At 69.5% G+C, this 22,208-nt stretch carries 23 protein-coding genes; 6 read left to right on the top strand and 17 right to left on the bottom strand.

Annotation, left to right across the window (positions count from 1 at the left end):
• Window positions 1-43 precede the first annotated feature (43 nt).
• From ABV408_RS18700 to ABV408_RS18685, 4 genes are read left to right on the top strand one after another with little or no spacing between them, the layout of a single operon-like run.
• Window positions 44-1,306: an FAD/NAD(P)-binding oxidoreductase gene (locus ABV408_RS18700; RefSeq protein ID WP_353980381.1), complete on the top strand. Its 1,263-nt coding sequence runs from the start codon at window positions 44-46 to the stop codon at window positions 1,304-1,306.
• A 52-nt stretch (window positions 1,307-1,358) separates the two neighbouring features.
• Complete coding sequence (locus ABV408_RS18695; RefSeq protein ID WP_353980380.1) at window positions 1,359-3,143, top strand: sulfate permease; 1,785 nt, start codon at window positions 1,359-1,361, stop codon at window positions 3,141-3,143.
• Between the two features lie 45 nt (window positions 3,144-3,188).
• Entirely contained in the window at window positions 3,189-3,665 is a 477-nt protein-coding gene (locus ABV408_RS18690; protein WP_353980379.1) for a YeeE/YedE family protein, read from the top strand.
• On the top strand, window positions 3,662-4,075 hold the full coding sequence (locus ABV408_RS18685; protein ID WP_353980378.1) for a DUF6691 family protein: 414 nt from the start codon (window positions 3,662-3,664) through the stop codon (window positions 4,073-4,075). The genes ABV408_RS18690 and ABV408_RS18685 overlap by 4 nt, the downstream gene beginning before the upstream one ends.
• A 25-nt stretch (window positions 4,076-4,100) precedes the next feature.
• Here ABV408_RS18685 and ABV408_RS18680 read toward each other — a convergent pair whose 3' ends face one another.
• On the bottom strand, window positions 4,101-5,033 hold the full coding sequence (locus ABV408_RS18680) for a DMT family transporter (protein ID WP_353980377.1): 933 nt from the start codon (window positions 5,031-5,033) through the stop codon (window positions 4,101-4,103).
• 97 nt (window positions 5,034-5,130) lie between these two features.
• On the opposite strand from ABV408_RS18680, the gene ABV408_RS18675 reads away from it, so the two are divergent.
• Window positions 5,131-6,072 carry a LysR substrate-binding domain-containing protein gene (locus tag ABV408_RS18675; RefSeq protein WP_353980376.1) on the top strand — a complete coding sequence of 314 codons (942 nt, stop codon included), beginning with the start codon at window positions 5,131-5,133 and terminating at the stop codon, window positions 6,070-6,072.
• Window positions 6,073-6,211: 139 nt separating this feature from the next.
• Here the strand turns inward: ABV408_RS18675 and ABV408_RS18670 are convergent, their stop codons facing one another.
• From ABV408_RS18670 to ABV408_RS18605, 14 genes are all read right to left on the bottom strand, one after another.
• On the bottom strand, window positions 6,212-7,261 hold the full coding sequence (locus ABV408_RS18670; RefSeq protein WP_353980375.1) for an EscU/YscU/HrcU family type III secretion system export apparatus switch protein: 1,050 nt from the start codon (window positions 7,259-7,261) through the stop codon (window positions 6,212-6,214).
• A gap of 18 nt (window positions 7,262-7,279) precedes the next feature.
• On the bottom strand, window positions 7,280-10,843 hold the full coding sequence (locus ABV408_RS18665; protein WP_353980374.1) for a hypothetical protein: 3,564 nt from the start codon (window positions 10,841-10,843) through the stop codon (window positions 7,280-7,282).
• A 131-nt stretch (window positions 10,844-10,974) separates the two neighbouring features.
• Window positions 10,975-11,793, bottom strand: coding sequence for a type III secretion system export apparatus subunit SctT (gene sctT / locus ABV408_RS18660; RefSeq protein ID WP_353980373.1), 819 nt, complete (start codon window positions 11,791-11,793; stop codon window positions 10,975-10,977).
• 69 nt (window positions 11,794-11,862) lie between these two features.
• Complete coding sequence (sctS, locus tag ABV408_RS18655; RefSeq protein ID WP_353980372.1) at window positions 11,863-12,132, bottom strand: type III secretion system export apparatus subunit SctS; 270 nt, start codon at window positions 12,130-12,132, stop codon at window positions 11,863-11,865.
• A 1-nt stretch (window position 12,133) separates the two neighbouring features.
• Complete coding sequence (sctR, locus tag ABV408_RS18650; RefSeq protein WP_353980371.1) at window positions 12,134-12,793, bottom strand: type III secretion system export apparatus subunit SctR; 660 nt, start codon at window positions 12,791-12,793, stop codon at window positions 12,134-12,136.
• Window positions 12,790-13,992, bottom strand: coding sequence for a type III secretion system cytoplasmic ring protein SctQ (gene sctQ / locus ABV408_RS18645; protein ID WP_353980370.1), 1,203 nt, complete (start codon window positions 13,990-13,992; stop codon window positions 12,790-12,792). The genes sctR and sctQ overlap by 4 nt, the downstream gene beginning before the upstream one ends.
• Window positions 13,989-14,471: a hypothetical protein gene (locus tag ABV408_RS18640; RefSeq protein WP_353980369.1), complete on the bottom strand. Its 483-nt coding sequence runs from the start codon at window positions 14,469-14,471 to the stop codon at window positions 13,989-13,991. Before ABV408_RS18640 ends, sctQ begins: the two co-directional genes overlap by 4 nt.
• Window positions 14,468-15,799, bottom strand: a complete 1,332-nt coding sequence (locus ABV408_RS18635; protein WP_353980368.1) for a FliI/YscN family ATPase — start codon at window positions 15,797-15,799, stop codon at window positions 14,468-14,470. The genes ABV408_RS18640 and ABV408_RS18635 overlap by 4 nt, the downstream gene beginning before the upstream one ends.
• Complete coding sequence (locus tag ABV408_RS18630; RefSeq protein WP_353980367.1) at window positions 15,796-16,386, bottom strand: HrpE/YscL family type III secretion apparatus protein; 591 nt, start codon at window positions 16,384-16,386, stop codon at window positions 15,796-15,798. Before ABV408_RS18630 ends, ABV408_RS18635 begins: the two co-directional genes overlap by 4 nt.
• The gene (locus ABV408_RS18625; RefSeq protein WP_353980366.1) at window positions 16,383-17,108 is read right to left on the bottom strand and encodes a hypothetical protein; all 726 of its coding nucleotides are present in this window, start codon (window positions 17,106-17,108) and stop codon (window positions 16,383-16,385) included. Before ABV408_RS18625 ends, ABV408_RS18630 begins: the two co-directional genes overlap by 4 nt.
• Window positions 17,105-17,950 carry a type III secretion system inner membrane ring lipoprotein SctJ gene (gene sctJ, locus ABV408_RS18620; protein ID WP_353980365.1) on the bottom strand — a complete coding sequence of 282 codons (846 nt, stop codon included), beginning with the start codon at window positions 17,948-17,950 and terminating at the stop codon, window positions 17,105-17,107. Before sctJ ends, ABV408_RS18625 begins: the two co-directional genes overlap by 4 nt.
• Before the next feature lie 3 nt (window positions 17,951-17,953).
• The gene (locus tag ABV408_RS18615) at window positions 17,954-18,415 is read right to left on the bottom strand and encodes a hypothetical protein (protein WP_353980364.1); all 462 of its coding nucleotides are present in this window, start codon (window positions 18,413-18,415) and stop codon (window positions 17,954-17,956) included.
• 132 nt (window positions 18,416-18,547) lie between these two features.
• A complete protein-coding gene (locus tag ABV408_RS18610) occupies window positions 18,548-18,742 on the bottom strand; it encodes a hypothetical protein (protein ID WP_353980363.1) in 195 nt (64 codons plus the stop codon).
• Between the two features lie 95 nt (window positions 18,743-18,837).
• Entirely contained in the window at window positions 18,838-19,512 is a 675-nt protein-coding gene (locus ABV408_RS18605) for a hypothetical protein (RefSeq protein WP_353980362.1), read from the bottom strand.
• On the opposite strand from ABV408_RS18605, the gene ABV408_RS18600 reads away from it, so the two are divergent.
• Window positions 19,503-20,321 (top strand): tetratricopeptide repeat protein, encoded by an 819-nt coding sequence (locus tag ABV408_RS18600; protein ID WP_353980361.1) that lies wholly within the window; start codon window positions 19,503-19,505, stop codon window positions 20,319-20,321. The genes ABV408_RS18605 and ABV408_RS18600 overlap by 10 nt on opposite strands.
• 31 nt (window positions 20,322-20,352) lie before the next feature.
• Here ABV408_RS18600 and ABV408_RS18595 read toward each other — a convergent pair whose 3' ends face one another.
• Window positions 20,353-20,814 (bottom strand): hypothetical protein, encoded by a 462-nt coding sequence (locus ABV408_RS18595; RefSeq protein WP_353980360.1) that lies wholly within the window; start codon window positions 20,812-20,814, stop codon window positions 20,353-20,355.
• A gap of 8 nt (window positions 20,815-20,822) precedes the next feature.
• Entirely contained in the window at window positions 20,823-22,154 is a 1,332-nt protein-coding gene (locus ABV408_RS18590) for a type II and III secretion system protein family protein (RefSeq protein ID WP_353980359.1), read from the bottom strand.
• Window positions 22,155-22,208: the final 54 nt, after the last annotated feature.

Below are 22,208 nucleotides of genomic sequence, written 5' to 3'. Positions count from 1 at the left end.
TCATCGATACGACACAAGCACAGGCCGCAGGAGAGACAGCCTCATGAGTGAGACCCCAGCCGCACCGACGGCATCCACCACCCGGCACCACGATGTGGTGATCGTCGGCGGCGGTGCCGGCGGCATCGCCACGGCGGCGAGCCTGCATCGACGCCAGCCCGATCTGGATGTCGCCATCGTCGAGCCGGCGCAGGATCACTTCTATCAGCCCGGCTGGACACTGGTCGGCGGTGGCGTCTTCACCCCGGAGCAGACGCGCCGTTCGATGCGCTCGGTAATGCCGAGTTTCGTCACCTGGCATCAGACCCGTGCCGAGCGCCTGCTGCCAGAATCCCGCCAGGTCGCGCTGGGGGACGGTTCGACGCTCGGCTACCGGGCGCTGGTGGTGGCGCCGGGGTTGGAGCTCGACTGGCAGGCGATCGAGGGGCTCGAAGAGAGCCTGGGCAGCCATGGCGTCACCTCCAACTACCGTTTCGATCTGGCGCCCTACACCTGGTCGCTGGTGCAGGCCATGCGCGGCGGCAAGGCGCTGTTCACTCAGCCGCCGATGCCGATCAAGTGCGCCGGGGCGCCGCAGAAGGCGATGTATCTCGCCTGCCATGAATGGGAAAAGCAGGGCGTCCTGGGCGATATCGAGGTCAACTTCCACAACGCCGGCGGGGCGATGTTCGGCGTTGCGGATTTCGTCCCGGCGCTGGATGCCTACGTTCAGCGCTACGGTATCCACAAACAGTTCCAGCAGGATCTCATCGCCGTGGATGGCTCGGCGCAGAAGGCGCGCTTTCGCGTCACCGCCGGGGAGACCAGCGAGGAGATCGAGACCGATTTCGACATGCTCCACGTGGTGCCGCCCCAGCGTGCCCCGCGGCTGGTGCGTGAATCGCCTCTGGCCAACGCCGGCGGCTGGCTCGATCTCGATGCCGAGACCCTTCAGCACAACCGTTTCAGCGATGTCTTCGGGCTCGGCGATGCCAGCGGTACCGGCAACGCCAAGACCGCCGCGGCGGTGCGCAAGCAGGCCCCGGTGGTGGCGGACAACCTGCTGGCGGCCCTCGATGGCAAGCCGATGCCCTCCGGCTATGCGGGCTATGGCGCCTGCCCGCTGACGGTCGAAAGGGGGCGCGTGGTGCTGGCGGAGTTCGGTTACGGCGGCCAATTGCAGCCGACATTCCCGTCCTGGCTCAATCAGGCCACCCGGCCGACCCGGCTCGGCTGGCACCTCAAGGCGCAGCAGTTGCCCTTCATCTACTGGCACCTGCTGCTCAAGGGGCGCGAATGGCTGGCCAGGCCGCAGGCGCGGGGGTGAGCATGCCGACGTGTCTGGGCCGGGGGTGCGCGGGTGGCGGGGGCGAGAACCGATGACCCCGCTGCCTCGGCGCGGCTGGGCACGCTGGCTGCCGATCCTCGACTGGGGGCGGCACTATCACGCCGGCTTGCTGGGTCAGGATCTGCTGGCGTCGGTCATCGTCGCGCTGATGCTGATTCCCCAGGCGCTGGCCTACGCCATGCTCGCCGGCCTGCCGCCGGTGGTGGGGCTCTACGCCAGTCTGGTACCGCTGGTGGTCTACACCCTGCTCGGCAGCAGCGCGACGCTCTCGGTCGGCCCGATGGCGGTGGTCTCGCTGATGACCGCCGCGGCCCTGGCACCGGTCGCCCCCGCCGGGTCGGCGGCGTATATCGCCGCGGCGCTGGTGCTGGCGCTGCTCTCCGGCGCCATTCTGCTGATCATGGGGCTGTGCCGGCTGGGCTTTCTGGTCAACTTTCTGAGCCACCCGGTGATGACCGGCTTCGTCAGCGCCTCGGGGCTGCTGATCGCGGCGAGCCAGCTCAAGTCGCTGCTCGGCATCGAGCTTGCCGGCGCCACGCTACCGGCACTGACGCAGGCGCTGCCCGCCGCACTGCCGGGGCTGAACCCGCCGACGCTGCTGGTCGGGCTGGGCTCGCTGGTGCTGTTGTGGGCGATCCGCCGCCACGGCAAGGCGCTGCTGGTGCGCTGCGGCGTACCCGCGCGCGTGGCCGCCGTGCTGGTCAAGCTGGGGCCGATCGTGACCATCGCGCTGGCCGCCGTCATTGCCGGGGCCGCCGGCTGGCTGGGCGGCGAGGTCGCGGTGATCGGCCCGATCCCCGCCGGGTTGCCGCCGCTGCACCTGCCCGCGTGGGACCCGGCGCTGTGGCGCTCGCTGCTGGGCTCGGCGGTTCTGATCAGCATCGTCGGCTATGTGGAGTCGGTCTCGGTGGCTCAGGCGCTGGCGCTGCGCCGCGGCGAGCGGGTCGACCCGGACCAGGAGCTGATCGGTCTGGGCGGCGCCAATCTGGCGGCGGCCTTCACCGGCGGCATGCCGATCACCGGCGGCTTCTCACGCTCAGTGGTCAACTTCGAGGCCGGCGCCCGCACCCCGGCGGCCAGCGCCTTCACCGCGGTAGGGGTCGCCCTGGCCATGCTGTGCCTGTCGCCGTGGCTGGGCGTGCTGCCGCTGGCGACCCTGGCGGCGATCATCGTCATCGCCACCCTGTCGCTGATCGATCTGCCGGCGTTCGCGCGGGTGTGGCGCTACGCCCGCGGCGAGGGCGTGGCGATGACCGCCACCGCCGTGGCGACGCTGATGCTGGGGGTGGACGTGGGCATCCTGGTCGGCGTGGGTATGTCGCTGGCGCTGCATCTCTACGGCACCAGCCGCCCGCACAGCGCCGAGGTGGGGCGCATTCCGGGGACCGAGCACTTTCGCAACGTGCGCCGCCACGCGGTGGAGACCGACACTGGGGTGGCCATTCTGCGCGTCGACGAGAGCCTCTATTTCGCCAACGTGCGCCATCTGGAAGATCTGGTCACTGCGGTGGTCAATCGCACGCCGCCGCCCCACGATCTGGTGCTGGCGTGCCAGGCGATCAACGTGATCGACGCCAGTGCGCTGGAGAGTCTCGAGGCGCTCAATCGGCGCCTGCGGGAGCGCGGCATCGGGCTGCATCTGGCCGAAGTGAAGGGGCCGGTGATGGATCGCCTGAGCCGCACCGAGCTGCTGGCGACGCTCAACGGCCGGGTCTTCCTGAGCACCTTCGACGCCTGGTGCGCCCTGCACGGCCGCGGGGCGGCGCCCTTGAGTCACCCCTGTATCGCCACGCCGGCCTGCCCGGCGACGAAGTGAGTCCGACCATCGCGGTATCGCGAATGTCATGAGAGGGGAGTGGTGATGGACCTATCGAGTGCACTGCACGGGTTGCTGGGCGGGGGGCTGATCGGGCTCGCCGCCACGCTGCTGATGGCGCTGCTGGGGCGGATCGCCGGTATCAGCGGCATTCTTTCCGGCGCGCTGTTCGAGCGCGGCAGTGACCGCGGTTGGCGGCTGGCGTTCCTGCTGGGGCTGGTCTCCGGCCCGGCGTTACTGCTGCTGTTGGGGCTCGACTGGGGCAATGTGGCGCCTCGCGGTGACGTGGCAGCGCTCGGCAGCGCGGTGGTCGGCACACCGCTCGCAGGCATGCCGACGATGCTGCTCGCCGGGCTGCTGGTCGGGCTGGGCACCGGGCTCGGCAGCGGCTGCACCAGCGGCCACGGGGTGTGCGGGCTGGCCCGGCTCTCGCCGCGCTCGCTGGCCGCCACGCTGGTCTTTCTGCTGATGGCGATGCTCACCGTATTCAGCGTGCACCAGCTGGCGGGAGGTGGTGCATGAAGCCCGTGGCCGGTTATCTCGCCGGGCTGCTGTTCGGGCTGGGTTTGGCGATCAGCGGCATGACCGACCCCGCCCGGGTGATCGGTTTTCTCGATGTCACTGGCGCCTGGGACCCGACCCTGATCTTCGTGCTCGGCGCGGCCGTGGTCACCACCTTCATCGGCTACCGCCTGGTGTGGCGCCGTGCCACGCCGCTGCTGGCGGGGCGCTTTCAACTGCCGAGCCGGCGCGACCTGGATGCCCGGCTGCTGGGCGGTGCCGCACTCTTCGGTATCGGCTGGGGGCTCTCCGGCTACTGCCCGGGCCCGGCGGTGGCCTCGTTGCCGGGGCTGAGCGGGCCGCTGGCGGCCTTCCTGGTGGCGCTGGTCATCGGCTGGTGGCTGGCGTGCCGGCTGGCGCCGGGCCATTGAAGGGCGGGTCGGCAATGCTCCTCCATCAGCGGGTGACCACCAGGAGCCCGATCAGCAGCGCCGCGCCACCCGCCAGGAAATTGGCGGTCAGCGGCTCGTCGAGCAGCAGCGCACCGAACAGGACACCGAAGATCGGTGAGAGGAACGAGAAGATGCCGAGCTGGGAGGCAAAATAGCGTCGCAGCAGGGCGAACCACAGCAGCAGGGCGGCGCAGGAGATCACCAGAGTCTGGAAGGCCAGGCTGGCGATCGCCACGCCGCTCAGCCGAATCTCGCCGAGATCCCCCAGCAGCGCGCTCGCCGGGAGCAGCAGCAGGCCTGCGACAATGAGCTGGTAGCAGAGTGTCTGCTCCGGTGGCACCTCGGAGAGCGAGGAGCGGCGAATCACCAGCGTGGTCGCCGCCCAGGCCAGCCCGGCCAGCAGCCCCAGCAGGTCACCGCGCAGGATGTCCGCGGTGTGCGCCAGCTCGGTCGCCGGGGCCAGCGCGAGGACCATGCCAGCGAAGGCGATACCCATCCCCAGCCACTGGCGCCGTGTCAGCTGCTCGCCCGGCACCAGCAGATGCAGCCCCAGGGCGGCGAAGATCGGCGCGGTGTAGAGGAACACCGACATGTGCGATGCCAGGGTGTAGTCGAGCCCCCAGGCGACGAACCCGAACTCGGCCACGAACCCCAGCCCCACCAGGATGCCTGGCCCGAGATGGGCGCGGAAATGGGTAACGCGTATCCCCCGGCGATAGGCCAGCGCCAGCACCAGCAGTGCCGCCATGGATGAGCGCAGGGCAATCTGGGTCAGTGGCGAGACATCCGCCGCGGCGAGCTTGATCGCTACCTGCTGAAAGCCCAGCGCCAGGCAGAACAGCACCATCAGGGCCCCGGCCTGCGCATCCAGACGCCGGCGTAGCGGGGCGTTGGCGTGTGGCGATGGCGGCCGGCGCGACGCTCGCGTCTGTGGCATGTCACTCTCCTGTGGGCATCGAGGCCCCATCAGAGCAGCTGGGCGCCGCGCCGCCAAGCGACTAATGTGGTGGCCAAGGCTCAGGAAAACTCACCCTATGAAAGTCGAACGTCTACCGCTGAATGCGCTGCGCGCCTTTGCCGAGGCGGCTCGGGCAGAGAGTTTCAAGCACGCCGCTGCGCGCCTGGGCGTCACGCCCGGCGCGGTGAGTCGGCAGATCAAGCAGCTCGAAGACCGGCTCGGCGTGGCGCTCTTCGCCCGCCACGCCAACGGCGTGGTGCTGAACGACGCCGGGCGGCATCTGGCCCGAGAGATCGACGGCGGCCTCGAGCGCATTGCCGCCGGGGTGAGAGCGGTGCGCGAGCGTGCCCGGCACGGGCCGATGCTCACGCTCAGTGCACCGCCCTCGTTTACCCAGCTCTGGCTGTTGCCGCGGCTGATGGGTTTCGAGGCCAGGGTCGGCGGTATCGAAATCTCGCTGGAGGCCACGCAGTCATTCACGCTGCCCGTCTGGCAGGGCGATGGCGCGCGTCTGGCGATTCGCTATGGCCGTGGCCCCTGGCCCGACGTCGCCAGCTACCCGCTGTTCGGCGACGTGCTGTTCCCGGTGTGCGCCCCGACACTGCTGGCGCATCAGGTTCGGCCCATGAGGCCCGCCGACCTGGCTCAGCATACCCTGCTCGAGGTCGGCTGGGATTCGCCCCAGGGCGTCGTCTTTCCCGGCTGGCGCGAATGGCTCGAGGCTGCCGGTGTCGCCGACCGCGTGGCGGCGCCGCAACGGCGCTACTCGCTCTCGGGGCTGGCCCTGGACCAGGCCATCGCCGGGCGCGGGGTCATGCTGGCCAATGCCCCGGTGGCGATGGATCGGCTGAAGAGCGGCGTATTGGTGCGCCCTTTCGGCGAGCGCTACGTGCTCGCCTCGCCGATGACCTACGAATTGCTGACCCCGCCCTCGGGCGACATGCCGCCCGCGGTGGCACGCTTCGTCGACTGGCTGCTGGCCGAGGCCAATGCCTTCTCTCGGCAGACGGCCGGGTAAGCGCCCCGGGGTGGCTGGCGCCTCGGGGGAATTCTTTCGCACCTTTCTCTGGCTGGGTCTTACTGCTTTCGGCGGCGCGGTGGGGCACCCGGGCTATTGCCGCCAGGCGTTGGGGGTACGCCTGCGCTGGGCTGGAGGACTAGATCAGCCGAGCGGTGACGAGAATATCGGCGATCTGCTGGAAGGTGCCGTCCGGGATGGGGTCGCCGTTACCCGCTCGGGTGGCGATCCTCTCCGCCAGCAGCGGGTCGTCGACCCGCGGGATGCGCCGCTGGTAGGCACTCTCCAGCAGGGCCGGGGCCTGGGCGGCGTTGGCCTTGCAGGTGATCACCGGCACCGGGGTTTCACCGCGCACGTAGCGGATGCCGACCAGCCAGCCGTCGCCGGTACCGACCATGAGCGAGGCGTGCTGCACGCCGAGCTTGGCGTTGAGCGTATGCATCTCGCGGCGCTGCTTGCGCCGCGCCTGATTCATCGTCGGGTCGCCCTCCTGATCCTTGCGCTCGCGCTTCTGCTCGGTCTTGGTCATGCGCTGATCGCGGCGGAACAGCCAGCGCTGCAGCAACACGTCGCCGGCGCCGACGATCAGGAAGGCGAGCAGGGCGGTGATCACCAGCGGCTGCAGCAGCGCCAGGAAAGTGCCCTGAACGCAGCCCAGCCCGCAGCGCGAGGACTCCATCAGCGCTTGCAGGCCCAGGCGATAGACCACGATCAGCGCCACCGCGAGCGCGGTCATCTTGAACAGCGACTTGAGGAACTCGGTCACCCCGCGCACCGAGAAGATGCGCTTGAAGCCTTCCACCGGGTTGATCTTCTCCGCCTTGGGCAGGACCGGCTCGGCGGCGAAGACGAACCCCTGGGAGGTGACCACGTTGGTCAGGATCACCACCAGCACGCTCAGTGCCACCAGCGGCAGGATCGACAGCACCAGTATCTCGCCGGCGGCCGTCACCAGGCGCGGCCACAGGGTGGCGAACGGCTCGGTATAGAGCCGGGCGGTCAGATCGATCAGCCCTTCGATACGGGCGACGATAGCGCCGGCGCTGATCGCGATATAGAGCGTACAGGCCAGCATCACCATCGCCGTGACCAGGTCGGCGCTCTTCACCACCTGGCCCTTCTTGCGCGCGTCGCGCAGCTTTTTCGCCGAGGGCGGCAGCGACTTCTCTTCGGAGGGCTGCTGGCTCATGGCGCTCCTCTCGCAAGATCAGGCACCGACTGTCGAGCCCTCATCCATGATGGTCTGCAGATTGTCGCCATCACCGGCATAGTCCTCGTGGGTGAAATCGTCCCAGCCCGCTTCGGGCAGATGGCCCTCGCGCAGGAAGAACTCGTATTCGTCGCGGCGGTAGTCGAAAAGGCTCTCGCCCTCGGGCGCATCGCGCTGGCCATAGCTTTGCACGTAGGCTTCCAGAAAGGCGTAGCGTTTGGCGCCGTCCTCGGTCAGCACGCCATCCTGATCGAGCGCCTCGATGAGGTCTTTCAGATCCGCCTCATGGCCTTCGAGGGCGCTGGTGCGCTTGATGTCCTGGACGATCGAGAAGGGCAGGGTGGCGAGCGTCAACGCGGCGGAGACCCAGAACAGTGGCCCGGAGGCGGCGCGCGCCACGGCGATGCCCTTGAGGGCGGCCAGCGATGAGGCGCCGCCGGCGAGGCCGAAGGCGCCGGCGGCGACGGTCACCGCCCCCTGGCCGATGGTGGCGCCGTCGCCGCTGTCGGCGCCGCGCTTGATCATCAGCCCTCCGAGAGCGATATCCAGGGCCCCGGTGGCCGAATTGGCCGCGCCGTCGAGCACGCGCAGGAAGGAGCTGATGGTGCGTGTCGTCGTCGTGGCTGCGGGCAGGGCCGGGTTCTTGGCGTATCCGTTCTGGGCACCCTCGACTATTTTCTTGGCGTCTTCGTAGGAAATATCCAGCTTCTTGGCCAGTGCCTTCTGATCCCCTACCGGGACATCATCGATGATCTGCTGGATGTTCTCGCTGAAACGCTCCCAGGTGTGGGCATCGGGTGCGGGCGCCTTGCCCTTGACCTTGTCGTCGGCCCAGATCTGCGGCAGCGTCTTGTCCAGCCCCAGCATGGCGTTGACGTTGGTGCCCTTGACCTTGTCCTTGATGTGGCTGCCAAGGTTGGTGAAGTGCTGGCTGGCGCCGAGGAAACTGATGAACTCCTTGGCCACGGCCATCCGCGCCTCGTCGCTGTCGGCCAGCTTGCTGCCGCCGCCGGCGAGTTGGTAGATGCCCGAGGCGAGCGAGATCAACCCGCCGGTCGAGCCCAGCGCGCCGTTGCTGTTGAGCGTGCTGATCAGTGACAGCATGCCACCGTTGGTCTTCTCGTTGAGCGCCTTGTAGACGCCGTTCTTCATCAGGCCGTCGATATCCGCCCGGGTGATGGCACCGTTTTTCTGGAAGCGGTCGCCGAGCTCCTGCAGCGCCTTGCCGAAGTTCTTCGCCGTCTGCTGATCGTTGAGATATTCGTTGACGAACTTGTCGATCGACTCCGCCGTGCGCCGCGGGATATCGACGCCACCACGCTTGAGCGCGGTCAGCACCATCTTGACCACGTCTTGGGTGGCGGTCGCGGTGTTGGCGTCGTTGATGTCATCGGGATTGGCGATCAGGTCGTCGAGATCGGTGATCATCGAGTCGAGCTGCAGGCTCTGGGCGAATTCGGCTGCCTTATCGCTCTCTTCCGTCGCCGGGAACAGCGCCGCGAGCGCATTGTAGGTTCGCGAGATATCCTGTTCGGCGAGTTCGCCCTGGCCGCTTTCACGCAGATCGTTGATGTAATCGATGTACGCCTCGCTGAAGGCGGTCTCCTCCAGTTGCGATGCGATCGTGTCCTTGTCGGCGACCTTGTCGATCGCGCCGCTCTGGGCTTTTACGTAATCCTTTTGCACCGACTCGGACGCGAACAGCTCGCCGAGGCGCTCGTCGAGCTTCTCGCCATCGATGACCGAGGCCAGATCATCACCGGTGACGTGATCGAGGCTCAGGCCTTCCGAGACATCGAGACCGACCAGGTCCAGCCCGTTGTCGAGCGCGCCCTGGGCGCGTAGCGCACGGTAGAACTGGGCGCGCTCGTCGTCGGCTGCGATGCTGCCGTCCTCGATCCCCGTCTTCCACGCTTCGATCAGGTTCTGCCAGGTCAGCTCGCTGACGGTCAGCTTGCGTGAACTGTCGTCCGGGTCGCTCTCGCTGGTCTCCATCGACTGGATATCGACATCGCTGAAGGCCGGCAGATCGTGATCGCGCCGCGCCGTGTCCAGCGCCGCGTTGTCGGACAAACGCTGGGCGTCGGTCTCGCCGCCGTGCCGCGACCAGTAACCGTCGAAGACATTCTGCACCGCCTTGCCATCGTCTCCGGCGGCGTGCTCGATCCGCTCGCGCAGGTCGTCGTTGACCTGGGCGGTGGCCTCCTCGCGGGAGGCACCGTCGCTCAGCTTGCTGTCGATCAGGTTCTGGTAGAGCTGTGACAGCGTCTCCGATGAATCGATATGCAGAATCTGGCGCGAGTCGGTCAGCGTACTCCCGGCCAGGCCGGATGAGAGCGCGTTGAGGTTGTCCTCGTAACTGGGGTTGTCGGTCACGGTGTGGTCGGCGAGGAAGTCGTCATAGGCGGCGTAGCCGGCAGCGATGGCGGCGTCCTCGCCGCCGTGGCGCTCCCAGTAGCCGTTGAGCACGTCGAGTCCGTCGGCGCTGTCCTTGTCGTTATCGGTCAAGGCGTTGCCGGTACGCACGAAGAGGTCTTCCCTGGCGTCGTCGATGGCCGCCTGGAGATCCGGGGCGTCGCCTCGCTCACGCTGCTGGTCGAGTTGATACGCCACCAGCTGGCGGAACTGGCTGGCGGCGTCTCCCGTCAGCGGCCTCACCGTGCGCGCATCGATATCGATGCCTTCGGCCATGTCTGCGGCGAGGGCATTCAGCGTGTCGTCGTAGGCGATGTCGGCCTCGTCGCGATTGGCCAGGTAGCTCTCCTGGGCAAGCTTCTCGGTGTCGGCTTCACCGCCGTGACGCTTGAAATAGCCGTCGAAGACATTGGCGACGTCGCCACCGCCGACGCTGTCGATGCGCTCGCGCAGATCGTCGTTGACGTGATCCATCGCTTCCTGGGGATCGTCGCCCTGATCGATCCGGTTCTGGATCAGATTCTTGTAGAGCTGGGAGAGCGTATCCGAGGCGTCGAGATGCAGGATCTTGCGCTGGTCGGTCAGCGTGGCGCCGGCCATCCCCAGGGCCAGCGCATTGAGGTTGTCCTCGTAATCGGGGTTGTCGGTCAGCGTGGTATCGGCCAGAAAGCCGTCGTAGGCGGCATAACCCGCGTCGATCGCGGCCTCTTCGCCACCATGGCGCTTCCAATAGCCTGCGAAGACATCCAGACCCTTGTCGGCGTCACGGTCGGCGTTGTCGAGGGCATGCCCGATGCGCGCGAACAGCGCTTCCTTGGCGTCGTCGATCGCCTGGGCAAGATCGGGGTTGTCGCCGTCGGCGCGCTGGGCATTGAGCTCAGCGACGACCAGCGTCTCGAACCTGTCCGCGGCGCCTCCCGTCAGGCTGGCAACCCGGCGCTTGTCGATGTCGATGCCGTCCGCCATGTCCTCTGCCAGCGAGTTCAGCGTCTCCTCGTAGGCCTGGCTGCCGGGTTCGAGAGTGTCTTTCTCCGCGCCGCCATCCTTGGCCATTTTCTGCGCCAGCTCGAGCAGACGGGAGAAGGCGCGCGGGGCGACGGACGAATTCGAGGGGCTGACCGGGGTGACATCGGGATCGACGCGCATGGTGCTCTCCTTGGCCGGGGGCTCGGGGCGGGGCGGAGAGCTCAGTCTGGGGCGCCCGGATGACGCCGGGATGGCAGCACGGCAACGCCGTGTAACACCCTGTTGGCCTAGGGTATCGGCGGGGCGGCGGTTCACTGCATCGCCCCGAGGATGGCCGCGAGGCGGGCCAGGTTGAGCTTGAGCACGTCGAGCTGATCCACCATCAGCGGGATCAGGAAGACCACGTAGAGCAGCATCAGGAAGCTGAACAGCAGGTTCTTGATCGGCAGCGATAGATCGAAGGCGTGCAGATTGGGTGCCATGCGTGCGACATAGGCGAGCATCAGGTCGGCCACCAGCAGGGCGATCACCAGCGGGGAGATCATCAGCACGCCGATTCGCATTACCTGATCGAGCAGGCCGAGCACCGCCATTGCCGAGGCGCGCGTCATCAGCGGGGTGAAGTCGATCGCCGGCCACAGCGCATAGCTGCGATAGAAGCCGTCGAGCAGCAGCATGAAACCGCCGGTGAGAAAGAACAGCGCCAGCAGGATGATCGACAGCAGCGTCGAGGTGACGCCGGTTTCGCTGGCGCCCATCGGGTCGAGAATCTGCGCCATGGTCGAACCGCGCTGCAGGTCGATCAGCTCGCCGGCCACCTCCGCGGCCCAGAACGGCACGCCGAAGACCAGACCGATCGCCACGCCGATCACCAGCTCCTTGATCACCAGCCCCATCAGCGCAACGCTCGCGATGTCGCGCAGGGCGGTGAAATCGGCGAACAGTGCGGCCATCAGCGGCAGCGAGATCGTCACTGCCACCGCCGAGCGGATCATGCCGGTCAGCCCGAGGCGGTTGAACGCCGGGGTCATCATCACCAGGCCCAGCGCCCGCGCGGTGCCGATCGCCAGCGCCGCGATCAGCGGGTAGGCGAAGTCGTTGAGGAAGTGGGCAAACGCTTCGTAGTTCATTGGTCTCCCGGATCTCGCGCGCCGCGTAACGTCACGATCCGCGCCTGCAGCCGGTCAGGCAGCGTTGCCTCAGCGCGACCAGGCGGCAAAATTGTCCAGCACCTGATCTGCCACGTTGACGATCTGCCCGGCCAGCAGCGGCCCGGTCAGGATCAGCACCAGCAGCACCGCGACCAGCTTCACCGCCTGTGGCAGCGTCTGGTCCTGAATCTGCGTCAGCGCCTGCAGCAGGCCGACGCCGAAGCCGATCACGATGGCCACCACCAGCGCCGGTGCCGAGACCAGCAGCACCGTCCACAGCGCGCTCTTCAGCAGTGACAGGAAGATAGCGTCGTCCATGTCAGCCTCCGCCATAGCTGAGAATGAGCCCGTGCATCAGCCGCGACCAGCCGTCCACGGCGACGAACAGGAAGATCTTCAACGGAATCGAGATCAGGGTCGGCGAGACCATCATCATGCCCATGGCCATCAGCACGTTGGAGACGATCAGGTCGATGATCAGAAACGGGATGTAGAGCAGAAAGCCGATCTCGAAGGCGCGGGTCAGCTCGGAGCTGACGAACGCCGGAATCAGTACGATCAGGTCGTCGTCGCGGAGCTCGCGGCGCGCCTCCTCGGACCACAGGCTGCGGGTGGCATCGATGAAGAAGGCCCGCTCGTGCTCGTTGGCGTAGCGCGAGAGATAGTCCTTGAGCGGTTCTCGCAGCGCCTCCCCGGCCTCCTTGATCTCGGTGATGCTGCCAAGCCCGGCCTGATGCGCCTCGAAGCGATGGGTCATCTCGCCGATCAGCGGCGTGGTGATATACACCGTCAGGATCAGGGCGATGCCGTAGAGCACCAGATTGGGTGGGGTCTGCTGCACGCCCAGGGCGTTGCGGATCAGGAACAGCACCACCGAGATCTTGAGAAAGCCGGTCATCGTCACCACCGCCAGCGGCACCAGGCCGATGGTGGCGACGACGATGATGATCGCGATCAGATTGGGCTGGAACTCGGTCATACGTCGGGCGCCTGGGTGTCGGGCGATTGGGCATCGGACGACGGGGCGTCGAGCGCCAGGCGCTCGATCTGCACGCCGAGATCATCGCCGATCATCACCAGGCGGCCCTGGCCCATACGCTGGCCGTTGACCATCAGATCGACCGCCCGCTCGGGTCGGCGAGCCAGCGGCAAGACGCTGCCCTGCCCCAGCTCGCGCAGCTCGCCCAGGGTCAGCGTCAGGCGTCCCAGTTCGCAGGTGAGCGCGACCGCCAGACTGTCGAAGTTATCCACATCCGGTTCCGGGGCGGTGTCGTCGCGCGGGCTATCCACAGGCGGTTGGGTCATGGCGGCAGCTTCCTGGTCTCGTTGGCGGGGAGCGGGGCGAGTGGCCGGGTGGCCACCCGCAGGGACGCGTGGCGGCGCCAGCAGACGCACGCCCTCGGCGGTCGGCGTGGCGGCGGCGCAACGGCCGGCGACACTGACGGCGAGCGTGTCCGGTTCGGCGTAGGGGGGCTCGAGCATGACCACGTCGCCGGGGCCCAGCGAGCGCCACTCGGCGAGGGTCAGCCACTGCTGACCGGCGTGGACGCGAGCGGTCACGGGCAGCGCCTGCGCCGGCGCGGGGCACGGCGGAAAGCGCGCCTCGAACAGCGGATGCAGACGCTCGGCCAGGGGCGCGCTCAGCGCCAGCGCCAGCGGGTAGCTGGTGGTGCCGAGGGTGTACGCCAGCGTTAGCGTCACGCTATTGGCGTGCGCTGTGTCGGCAGCGTCGCCGGCCTGGCCCTGAGGGTTAGCCATGGCCGGGGCGGGGGGCGCCAGCGGGTCGAGGCGGATGTCACAGTCGAGTGCGGCTTCCAGCGGCGCCAGCCAGGGCTGCCACAGCGCTTCCAGCCATAGCGCGGCCAATTCGGCATCGACGCTCGCCAGCGACCGGCGGCGGCCGGGATGGGCGCCGAGCGCTTCCAGCGTGCGCCAGCTCGTCGTCACGACCAGCATCTCGTCACCGATATGCAGCGGGCAGGCGATCTCGCGGGTGATGTCGGCTTGCTCGCCGAGCAGGCGTAGCTGCGCCGGCTCGGCGCTCGCCCCCGAGCGGGTGGGCAGCGTCAGCGGCTGGCGAGGGCGGTGCAGGGCGTTGTGCAATGCCAGCGTCTGCGGCGCGACGCGGGGCAGCCGGTAGGCGAGCGTGTCAGGGTCGATGCGCGGCGGTGAGTTCATGGGCGCGGCTCCCGGCCGCCGTGGCCCTCTTCGTGCTCCAGCTCGGCCAGACACTCGGCCGCACGCGTGTCACGCCGCTGCTGGTCCGCCTGCAGCTGCGCCAGCGCCTGCTGACGCTGGCGGCAGCGAGCCCACTCGCCACGCTGCGTCTGCTCACGCTGATGGGCCAGGCGAGCGGCCTGCTGACAGCGCTGCTGACGCTGGGCCAGAGCCGCCTGCAGCGCGGCCTGCTCAGCTCGGCTCTGCTGCCAGGCCAGGGTCTCGGCGGCGCTCAGCGGGCGCCCCGCGGCGGTATCGAAGCGCGCCTGCTCCTGCTGCTGCGCGGTGTGTGCCAGGCGCTGGCGCGCAGTGTCGAAGCGCTGGGTCTCGCGTGCCAGGTCGCGGCAGCGTGCCCGTTCGGCGGCCAGTTCGCGTTCGGCCAGGCGGGTGCGCTGGCGGCGCAGCGCGAGAAGACGTTCGAGGGCGTGTCGGGTCGTCATCGGGCCAGTCCTCCCAGGCGGTCGAGGGTGTCGTCGAAGGCGGCCGTTTCGCCCCGCGGCTGGCGCAGGAACGCTTCGATCTCGGCATGCTTGCGAATCGCCTCGTCGGTGGCCGCATCGCTGCCCTCGCGGTACTCGCCCACCTGCAGCAGCAGCTCGACTTCCTGATAGCGGGCCAGCAGGTCGCGCACCTTGGCGGCGTCACGACGGTGGGCCTCGGTGGCGACGCTATCCATCAGCCGGCTACGGCTGGCGAGCACGTCGATCGCCGGGAAGTGGTCGCGGCGGGCGAGTTCGGCACTGAGCACGATATGACCATCGAGAATGGCGCGGACTTCCTCGGCCACCGGGTCCAGGCTGGCATCGCCTTCGGTGAGCACCGTGTACAGCGCGGTGATGCTGCCCTGGCCCGAGATGCCCGGTCCGGCGCGTTCGAGCAGCCGCGGCAGGGCCGCGAACAGTGACGGCGGATAGCCGCGGCGGGTGGGCGGCTCGCCGGCGGCCAGGCCGATCTCGCGCTGGGCGCGGGCGAAGCGGGTGAGGCTGTCGACCAGCAGCAGCACGTCGCGGCCCTGATCGCGGAAGTACTCGGCCACGCTGGTGGCCACCAGGGCGGCGCGGGTGCGCTCGATGGCCGGGCGGTCCGAGGTGGCGACGACGCACACCGTGCGCGCCCGGGCCGCGGCATCGAGCTGGCCCTCGAGCAGTTCGCGCACCTCGCGGCCGCGCTCGCCGACCAGGCCGAGCACGACCACCTCGGCGCGGCTGCCGCGCACGATGGCGGAGAGCAGCGAGGACTTGCCCACGCCGGGTTCGCCGAATAGCCCCACGCGCTGGCCGCGGGCGACGGTGGTCAGCGCATCGATGGCGCGCACCCCCAGAGCCAGCGGTCGCTCGATCAACTGGCGTGTCAGGGGTGGCGGCGGCGCGGCGTGGACCGGGTAGTCGTGCAGCCCGCGGGGCGGCGGGGCCGCATCCAGCCACTCGCCGAGCGGGCTGATGACGCGGCCCAGTAGCGCCTCGCCGACCGCCACGCCCTGGGCGCACCCGGTGGCGATCACCTCGCTGCGGGTCGAAAGGCCGTGGAGTTCGCCGATCGGCGAGAGCACCGCATCTTCCTCTTCGAAGCCGATCACCTCAGCGGCCACGCGGCGGCCGCTGATCGGGTCGCGCAGATAGCACAGCTCGCCGATGCCGACGCCTTCGATGCTGGCGTGGATGAGCAGGCCGCGGATGCGCTTGACGCGACCGTTGGCCCGGCGCGTTTCTACCTCGGCCAGGCGTGCCTGGAGACGCGGCATGAGGCCGTCGAGCGGGGAGGTGGTCATGGGTCCTCCTGGGCCGGAGCCTGCAGTGCACTGGCCAGGGCATCGAGCTGGGCTTCCACGCCGATATCCATCACCGCGACGGGGCTGACCAGCAGGCACTGGGTCGGGCCGAGCTGCGGGTCGGCCTCGACCTGGTAGTCGACGCCCGCCGGTGGCCGCGCGGCCAGGCGCTCGCTCACCTGGCGTTCGAGCGACGGTGCGACCCGGATGCGCAGACGATGGGACTGATGCCACTCGCCGAGGGCGCGGCGCACGCTGCTGGCGATGCGCTCGGCGTCGTCGTACTCGTCCAGGATGCGTTGCACCAGGTCGAGGCAGAGCTGGGCCAGGGCCGGCTCCAGCTCGTCCAGGTAGCGCGCGACGTCGGCCTGGGTGGTGTCGAGCAGCGCTGCCGCCTGGCGCTCGCCGTCGCCGCGGCCGGCGGCGAACCCTTCGGCGTAGCCTGCCTCCCGCGCTGCCGCGGTGGCCGAGGCCTGGGCGTCGGCCTGTTCGCGGGCGCGCTCGAGAAAGGCGAAACCGTCGCGCCACGCCTGCGCTTCGGCGGCGCGCAGAATCACCTTGCCGGGGCGGCGGGGAAGCGTGTTCATGGTCTCTCCTCGTCGGCTGTGGCGTCGGCGCGAGTGCCCCCGCCGGGCGCCGGAGTCGGGTCGGCGTCCGTGACCAGGGTGGCGGCGTGTCGGGCGATGGCGCTGGCGGCGTCGCGCTGCGCCGTGGGGGGTAAGGCGTCGTCGTCGGTGGCGTCAGTGAACGCGACCGCGGGTGTGGTACGCCAGGCCAGCGCCAGCCAGGCTTGCCAGCCGCGCGGCTGGGCGTGGTACCAGGCGCCGACACAGCGCCAGCCGTCACGCTCGACCGCCGCCGCCAGCGCTTCGAGATCGCTGGCGGGCGGTGTGGTCTGCGGCTCGGGGCGGAGCTGGTCACGCTGCTCTAGTGCCAATCGATGCAGGACGTCGCCGAAACGTGCCCGCAGCGCGCTGACCAGTGGGGCTTCGATGGTGCCGGCGAAGGCATCGGCATGCACGATGACGCCGGCCGCTCGGGCGCAGGCCGCGAGCGCTGTCGTGTCGAGCCGGCAGAGACAGCGGTCCGCCGCGTCCAGCGGCGGCAGCTCGTCGGTTGCGGGCAGCCGGTGACGCGCCCTCAGGCGGGCGATCAGGCGCTGGCGGAAGCGCGCTTGCGCCAGCCACGGGCGCAGCTGGTCGTCGTCGGCGATGGCATCCAGGCAGTCGAGCCAGTGGCGTTCGCCGAGTGCGACCGGCAGCGCTGCGTCGGGCGGTATGGGCGGAGCCGGGGTGGGCGCGGGTGTCATGATTCGCGCTCCGCGCCGCTGGGTGACGTCGCCGGGGTAGCCAAGGCGTAGGGACGCTGGCGCTGCTGACGCCACACCAGCCAGATCACCGCGGCGGCGAGCGCGAGCAGAGCGGCGACCAGGGCGCCGACGAGCCAGGTGATCCGGGTCGCGCTGGTGGCGGGCATGGCGATTCCCAGGAAGGCGTCCATCGCCGGGAGTGCCTTGCCCTGGGGGGCTTCGGCGAGCTTCGAGGCGACCGGCACCACCGAGACGTTGTCGTAGGAGAGGCCGGCGATGCCGTTGGCGACCAGTGTCTTGATCTGCGGGATCAGCGGGTCGATGTCCAGCGATGCCAGGTAGCGGACGAAGACCGATGCCGACGAGGGCGTACTGTTGCGCTTCAGCAGGTCGTTGTCCGGCAGCACCACATGGACCCGTGCCGCGAGCACGCCATCGATCTGCGACACGGTGTGGGAGAGCTCCTGGCTCAGCGCATAGATCATCTGGGCCCGTTCCTGCACCGGCGAGGAGACCAGGCCGTTGCCCTTGAACACCTCACCGAGGTTGGCGAACTTGTGCGTCGGCAGCCCCGCGCGGTCGAGGATATCCACGGCATCGGCAAAACGGCTCTCGTCGACACTGACCGTCATCTGCCCCGACTCTTCCGCGTGTCGCTGGGCGGCGATGCCGTGGCGCGCCAGCGTGGCCACGATCACGTTGGCCTCGCGCTCGTCGAGATGGGTGTAGAGCTCGGTGTCGCACGCCTGCAGCAGCAGCGCCAGAGCGATCAGCAGCAGCCACCGGCCCGGGCGACGCAGGGCGGCGGTGAACGGATGGGGAAGCAGCGATTCGTAGCGCAAGCGTCATTGACCTCGCAGCAGCGTATTGGCCGAGCCCGAGACCTGGGTCGCGCCACGCACGACCATGGTGGTCTCGATCGAGTGGTCGAATACCCGAGCCAGGGTATCGGCGACCCGGGTCACGCTGGCGTCGTCGAGCGCCGTAGGGGTGTCGCTGGCATCGCCGGGCGCGGTGGCCTGCGCCGCGCTGTCGGGGGCATGGCCTGGCAGCGTCGAGGTCAGGCGCTCGGGGGCCTCGGCGGTGGCGGGCACCTGGGCATCGCGCGAGAAGGCGTTGACGCGTTCGATGAAGCCATCGAGGTTGTCGAGCAGATCACTGCCCAACTGGCCGGGGCTGGGGCCCTGCGCCGGCTGGCCGGCCAGGTTCGCCATGTGCTCGAACAGGTTCTGCGACTCGAGCGTCTGGGTGTCTGGCGTCGGCAGCGGCATGGGCGTGCCGGCGCCGGGGGGAGTCACCGGTGTCATGGGTCACCTCTGTGCGCGGCACGCCGGCCGGTGGCAAGCGTGTCTGACGCGTTGGTTGAATGGAGCGCCGCCGTCGTCGGCAGCGTGACTGGCTGGCCAGGCCGAGACCTGGCCAGCCGCGGCAGCGCTGGCTCAGCCCTCGCCGCCGGACATCGCCTCGCCGAGCATCTCCTTCATCATCGGCATCAGAATCAGCTGCCCGCCGACCTGGACCATGCCCTTGACCATGGCGTCCTGGAACTCGGCCTGATCGAGGGCATCGTCGAAGGAGGGGGCGTTCGGCGTCCCGCCGTTGGGGTTGGTGCCATCTATGGAGTCGATTGCCATCTGGATTCTCCTGTCGTGGATCGTCGTCATGGAGCGTGTCAGCGGCTGACATAGCCGCTGCACGCCTGCCCGTTGGCCGCGGCCGCCGGGGTACCTCACTTGCTCGTCGCCGGCGGCGTGGCCACGCTGCCGCGGTAGATCTTGACGCCACCGCTGGGGGCTGCCGGCGGCGCCGGTCGGCGCAGCCCCTCGAGGCGCTGCGCGACGCTGGTGATCCAGGCCGGTGGGCCGGAGACTTCGAGGCGTGCGCCGTCGTCGATCAGGGTCGCGTCGAGCGGTGCGCCGATCTCGCTGCGCGCGAGGGCGGCCAGCAGCCGCTCGCGGTCGACACCGTCGAGATCGAACAGGCGCTGGCTCAGCTCGCCGCGGGTGGCGACGTGCAGCACATAGCCGTCGTAGAACCAGGCCAGGCCATTGGCGGCGCACACCTGGCGCAGAAAGTCGCCGGCCCGGGTGGCGTCGATGTCGCCGTTGACCTCGCCGGTGACGGCGTCGCTCATGGCCACCGGCAGTGACAGATTGCGGCCGAACTCCTTGAGCACCTCGCGTACGTCCTGCTGGATCACCACGTAGCGAAAGTCGCGTCCGGCCCAGGGGGCCTCGGCGGCGCGCACCGGCGCCGCGACCAGCAGCGTCACGATCAGCAGTGCTACGCTCGGCAGCGCCAGGGCCACGCCCAGCATCGGCCGCCGCTGCCCAAGCAGCGCCAATCTCGGGTAGGCTGTGGCTCTTCTTCCGCGACCGTTGGAGCCCTGGCTGCATGTCGTCATCGACCCTCTCCCCGACATTCGCGCTGGCCCGTGTACTGGCCACCGTCGTGCTCGGCCTGACGCTCACCGCCTGCGCCGGGGGGCCCACCTCGGCGCCGAGCGATGACGCCGGGCGCCTGATCCAGCTCGCCGACACGGTCGCCCAGCGCGGCGACCCGGCCACCGCCGCCGCCCTCTACGCGCGGGCGATCGACCAGGGCGATGACGCCGCCGACGTCCGACTCAAGCTCGGCAACGCGCGGCTGGCGAGCGGTGACGACGCCGGCGCCGCCGAGGCCTTTCGCGATGCCCTGCGTGAGCAGATCACGCTGGCGCCGGCGCTGCTCGGGCTGGGCACCGCCCAGCTGCGACTGGGCGAGCCGGAAGCGGCGCTGAAGAGTCTGACCCCGGCCGCACCGGTGGTGAACAGCGTCGCGGCCTGGAGCCGCCTGGGGGCCGCGCGCGCGCTGGCCGGGCAGAGCGAGGCGGCGGTCGAGGCCTTTGCGCGGGCCGCCGCGCTGGCCCCGAACGATCTCGACGTGCGCACCAATCTCGCTCTGGCGCAGGCCCTCGCCGGCGATGCCGAGCGCGCCAGCGACGGTATCCGGCGTATCGTCGACTCGCCGCTGGCGGAGCCGCGCCACTACCGCAATGCCCTGCTGGTACTGGTGCTGGCCGGGCGCGCGGCAGCGGCCGAACGGCTCACGATTCCCGATATGCGTGCTGCCGAACGTACGCGCCTGATCGCCCAGGCGCAGCGCATCGCGGCGCTGCCCACCCCCGCGGCGCGCGCCCGCGCGCTGAAACTGGCGCAGGCGGCCGCGGGATGAGCCGCGCGGCCCGCGTGGCGGCCGCGGGCGTCTAGAGACCATCGGTGGTCGCGCTGCTGCCCATCGCCTGGCGCGCCTCGTTTTCGAGCCTGACGCGCCGCTCATTGGCGCGCCCACGGTTGTCGAGCCGCTGACTGGCCGCGGCCGCGAGCGGTGCCGCCCGCGCCGGGCCCATCGCCCTGCCATGGGTCAGATCGCCCGGGTCGACCACCATCAGCTGCAGGTTGAGGTCGTTGGCACAGCCGGGTGGCAGGGGGATCAGCCCCGACTGCTCGGGTTCGCTCTGACACAGGTTCGCCAGCGTGCGCGTCGTCGTGCCCTGGCCGTCGGGTGTGGCGAGCGTTACCTCGCGATAGCCGCTGGTCCAGCTCATCGGCCCCAGCGACGACTGACAGCCGGCGAGCAGTGCCAGCGTCAGCAGCGTCGCGGCTTTCGTCGCCGGCGGCGTCATCAGGCCGACCTTGGGTGCGGCGGTGCGTGGGGTTGTCAGCATGGCGCGCCTCATTGCAGATAGAACCCGAACGGATCGTCGACGCCGGCTGAGCGGGCATGCTGGGCGCGGTCATCAGCGAGGCGCGGTGCGCTCGCCACCCGCGCCTGGTCGAGCGGGGTGCGCGGTGCCGGGGCCGAAGAGGGGGCGACCAGATAGGGTGTGATCAGGATCACCAGTTCGGTCTCGTTGCGCTGGAAGCGGCGCGAGCGGAACAGCTGGCCAAGGATCGGGATGTCGCCGAGTACCGGGATGCGCTCGAGCTGGTTGGAGGCCTGGCGCTGGAACAGCCCGGCGATGGCGAAGGTTTGACCGCTGCCGACCTCGACCACGGTGTCGGCGCGGCGCACCTGCAGCGAGGGCACGTCGTAGCCGGCGATCTGCACGTTCTCGCTGGCGATGCTGCTCACCTCGGGGCGCACCTCCATCGAGATCCGGCCGTTGGGCAGCAGCGTCGGCGTGCTCAGCAGCGAGACCCCGTACTGCTTGTACTGAATGCCGACCAGGTCGCGGTTGACCGGTACCGGGATCGGAATCTCGCCGCCGGCCAGGAAGCTCGCGGTCTGGCCCGAGACCGTGGTGATATTGGGCTCGGCCAGGATCTGCAGCAGGTTGTTCTGCTGCAGCGCCTGCAGCAGGCCATCGACACCTTCGGCGCTGGGGCTGCTGGCGATACTGCTGGTGAGCACACCGAACGAGAACGAGCCGTTGTTGATCAGCGCATTCCAGCTGATGCCGTAGCGCAGCAGCTCGTCCCGGGCGACCTCGGCGAAGCGCACGCGAATATTGATCTGGGTCGCGCCGGCATAGGTCGTGCGGTCCAGGCCGGCGCCATCCGGCGCCACCGCGTCGAGCGTGGAGCGGGTCGCCATGGCGCTGTCGAGGGAGCGCTGCTGACCCTCGGCGACGAGCCGGTCGCCGGCCATGCGCAGGTGAATCTGCGCCTCGCCACCGCTGCCGCGCAGCGTCTCGCGGGCGCCTTCGACGCCGTCGCGTACCCGCAGGCGCAGCGAGGCCTGGTTGCGATCGTCGGCGTCGAGCGCGATCAGGTTGGTATCACCGGCGCGCTTGCCGAACAGATAGATCACGCCGGGGGAGACGACCTGGACGTCGGCGACCTCAGGGTTGGCGACCAGCACCGAGGCGATCTCGCGCTCGAAGCGCAGGATGCGGCCCTGGCCGGTCTCGAGGGCCAGCCCCCGGCCGCCGGCATCCACCGTCACATCACCCCGGGCGGTGCCCGACAGCCCGGCGCACAGCGCGCACAGCAGCAGCGCCGCGGCGAGCAGTACCGGGGGCGCTTGCCACCGGGCAAGCGGGGAACGTCTCGTGGTCGAAGTCATGAGCTCTGTCGCCACCCGATCATGTGATGCCTCCCATCGCCAAGCTCCCTGAAT

The sequence above is a fragment of the Salinicola endophyticus genome, from assembly GCF_040536835.1.
Taxonomy (GTDB): domain Bacteria; phylum Pseudomonadota; class Gammaproteobacteria; order Pseudomonadales; family Halomonadaceae; genus Salinicola; species Salinicola endophyticus_A.
The sequence above is the reverse complement of the archived record's forward strand: the minus strand, read 5'-3'. Positions and strand labels throughout refer to the sequence as shown.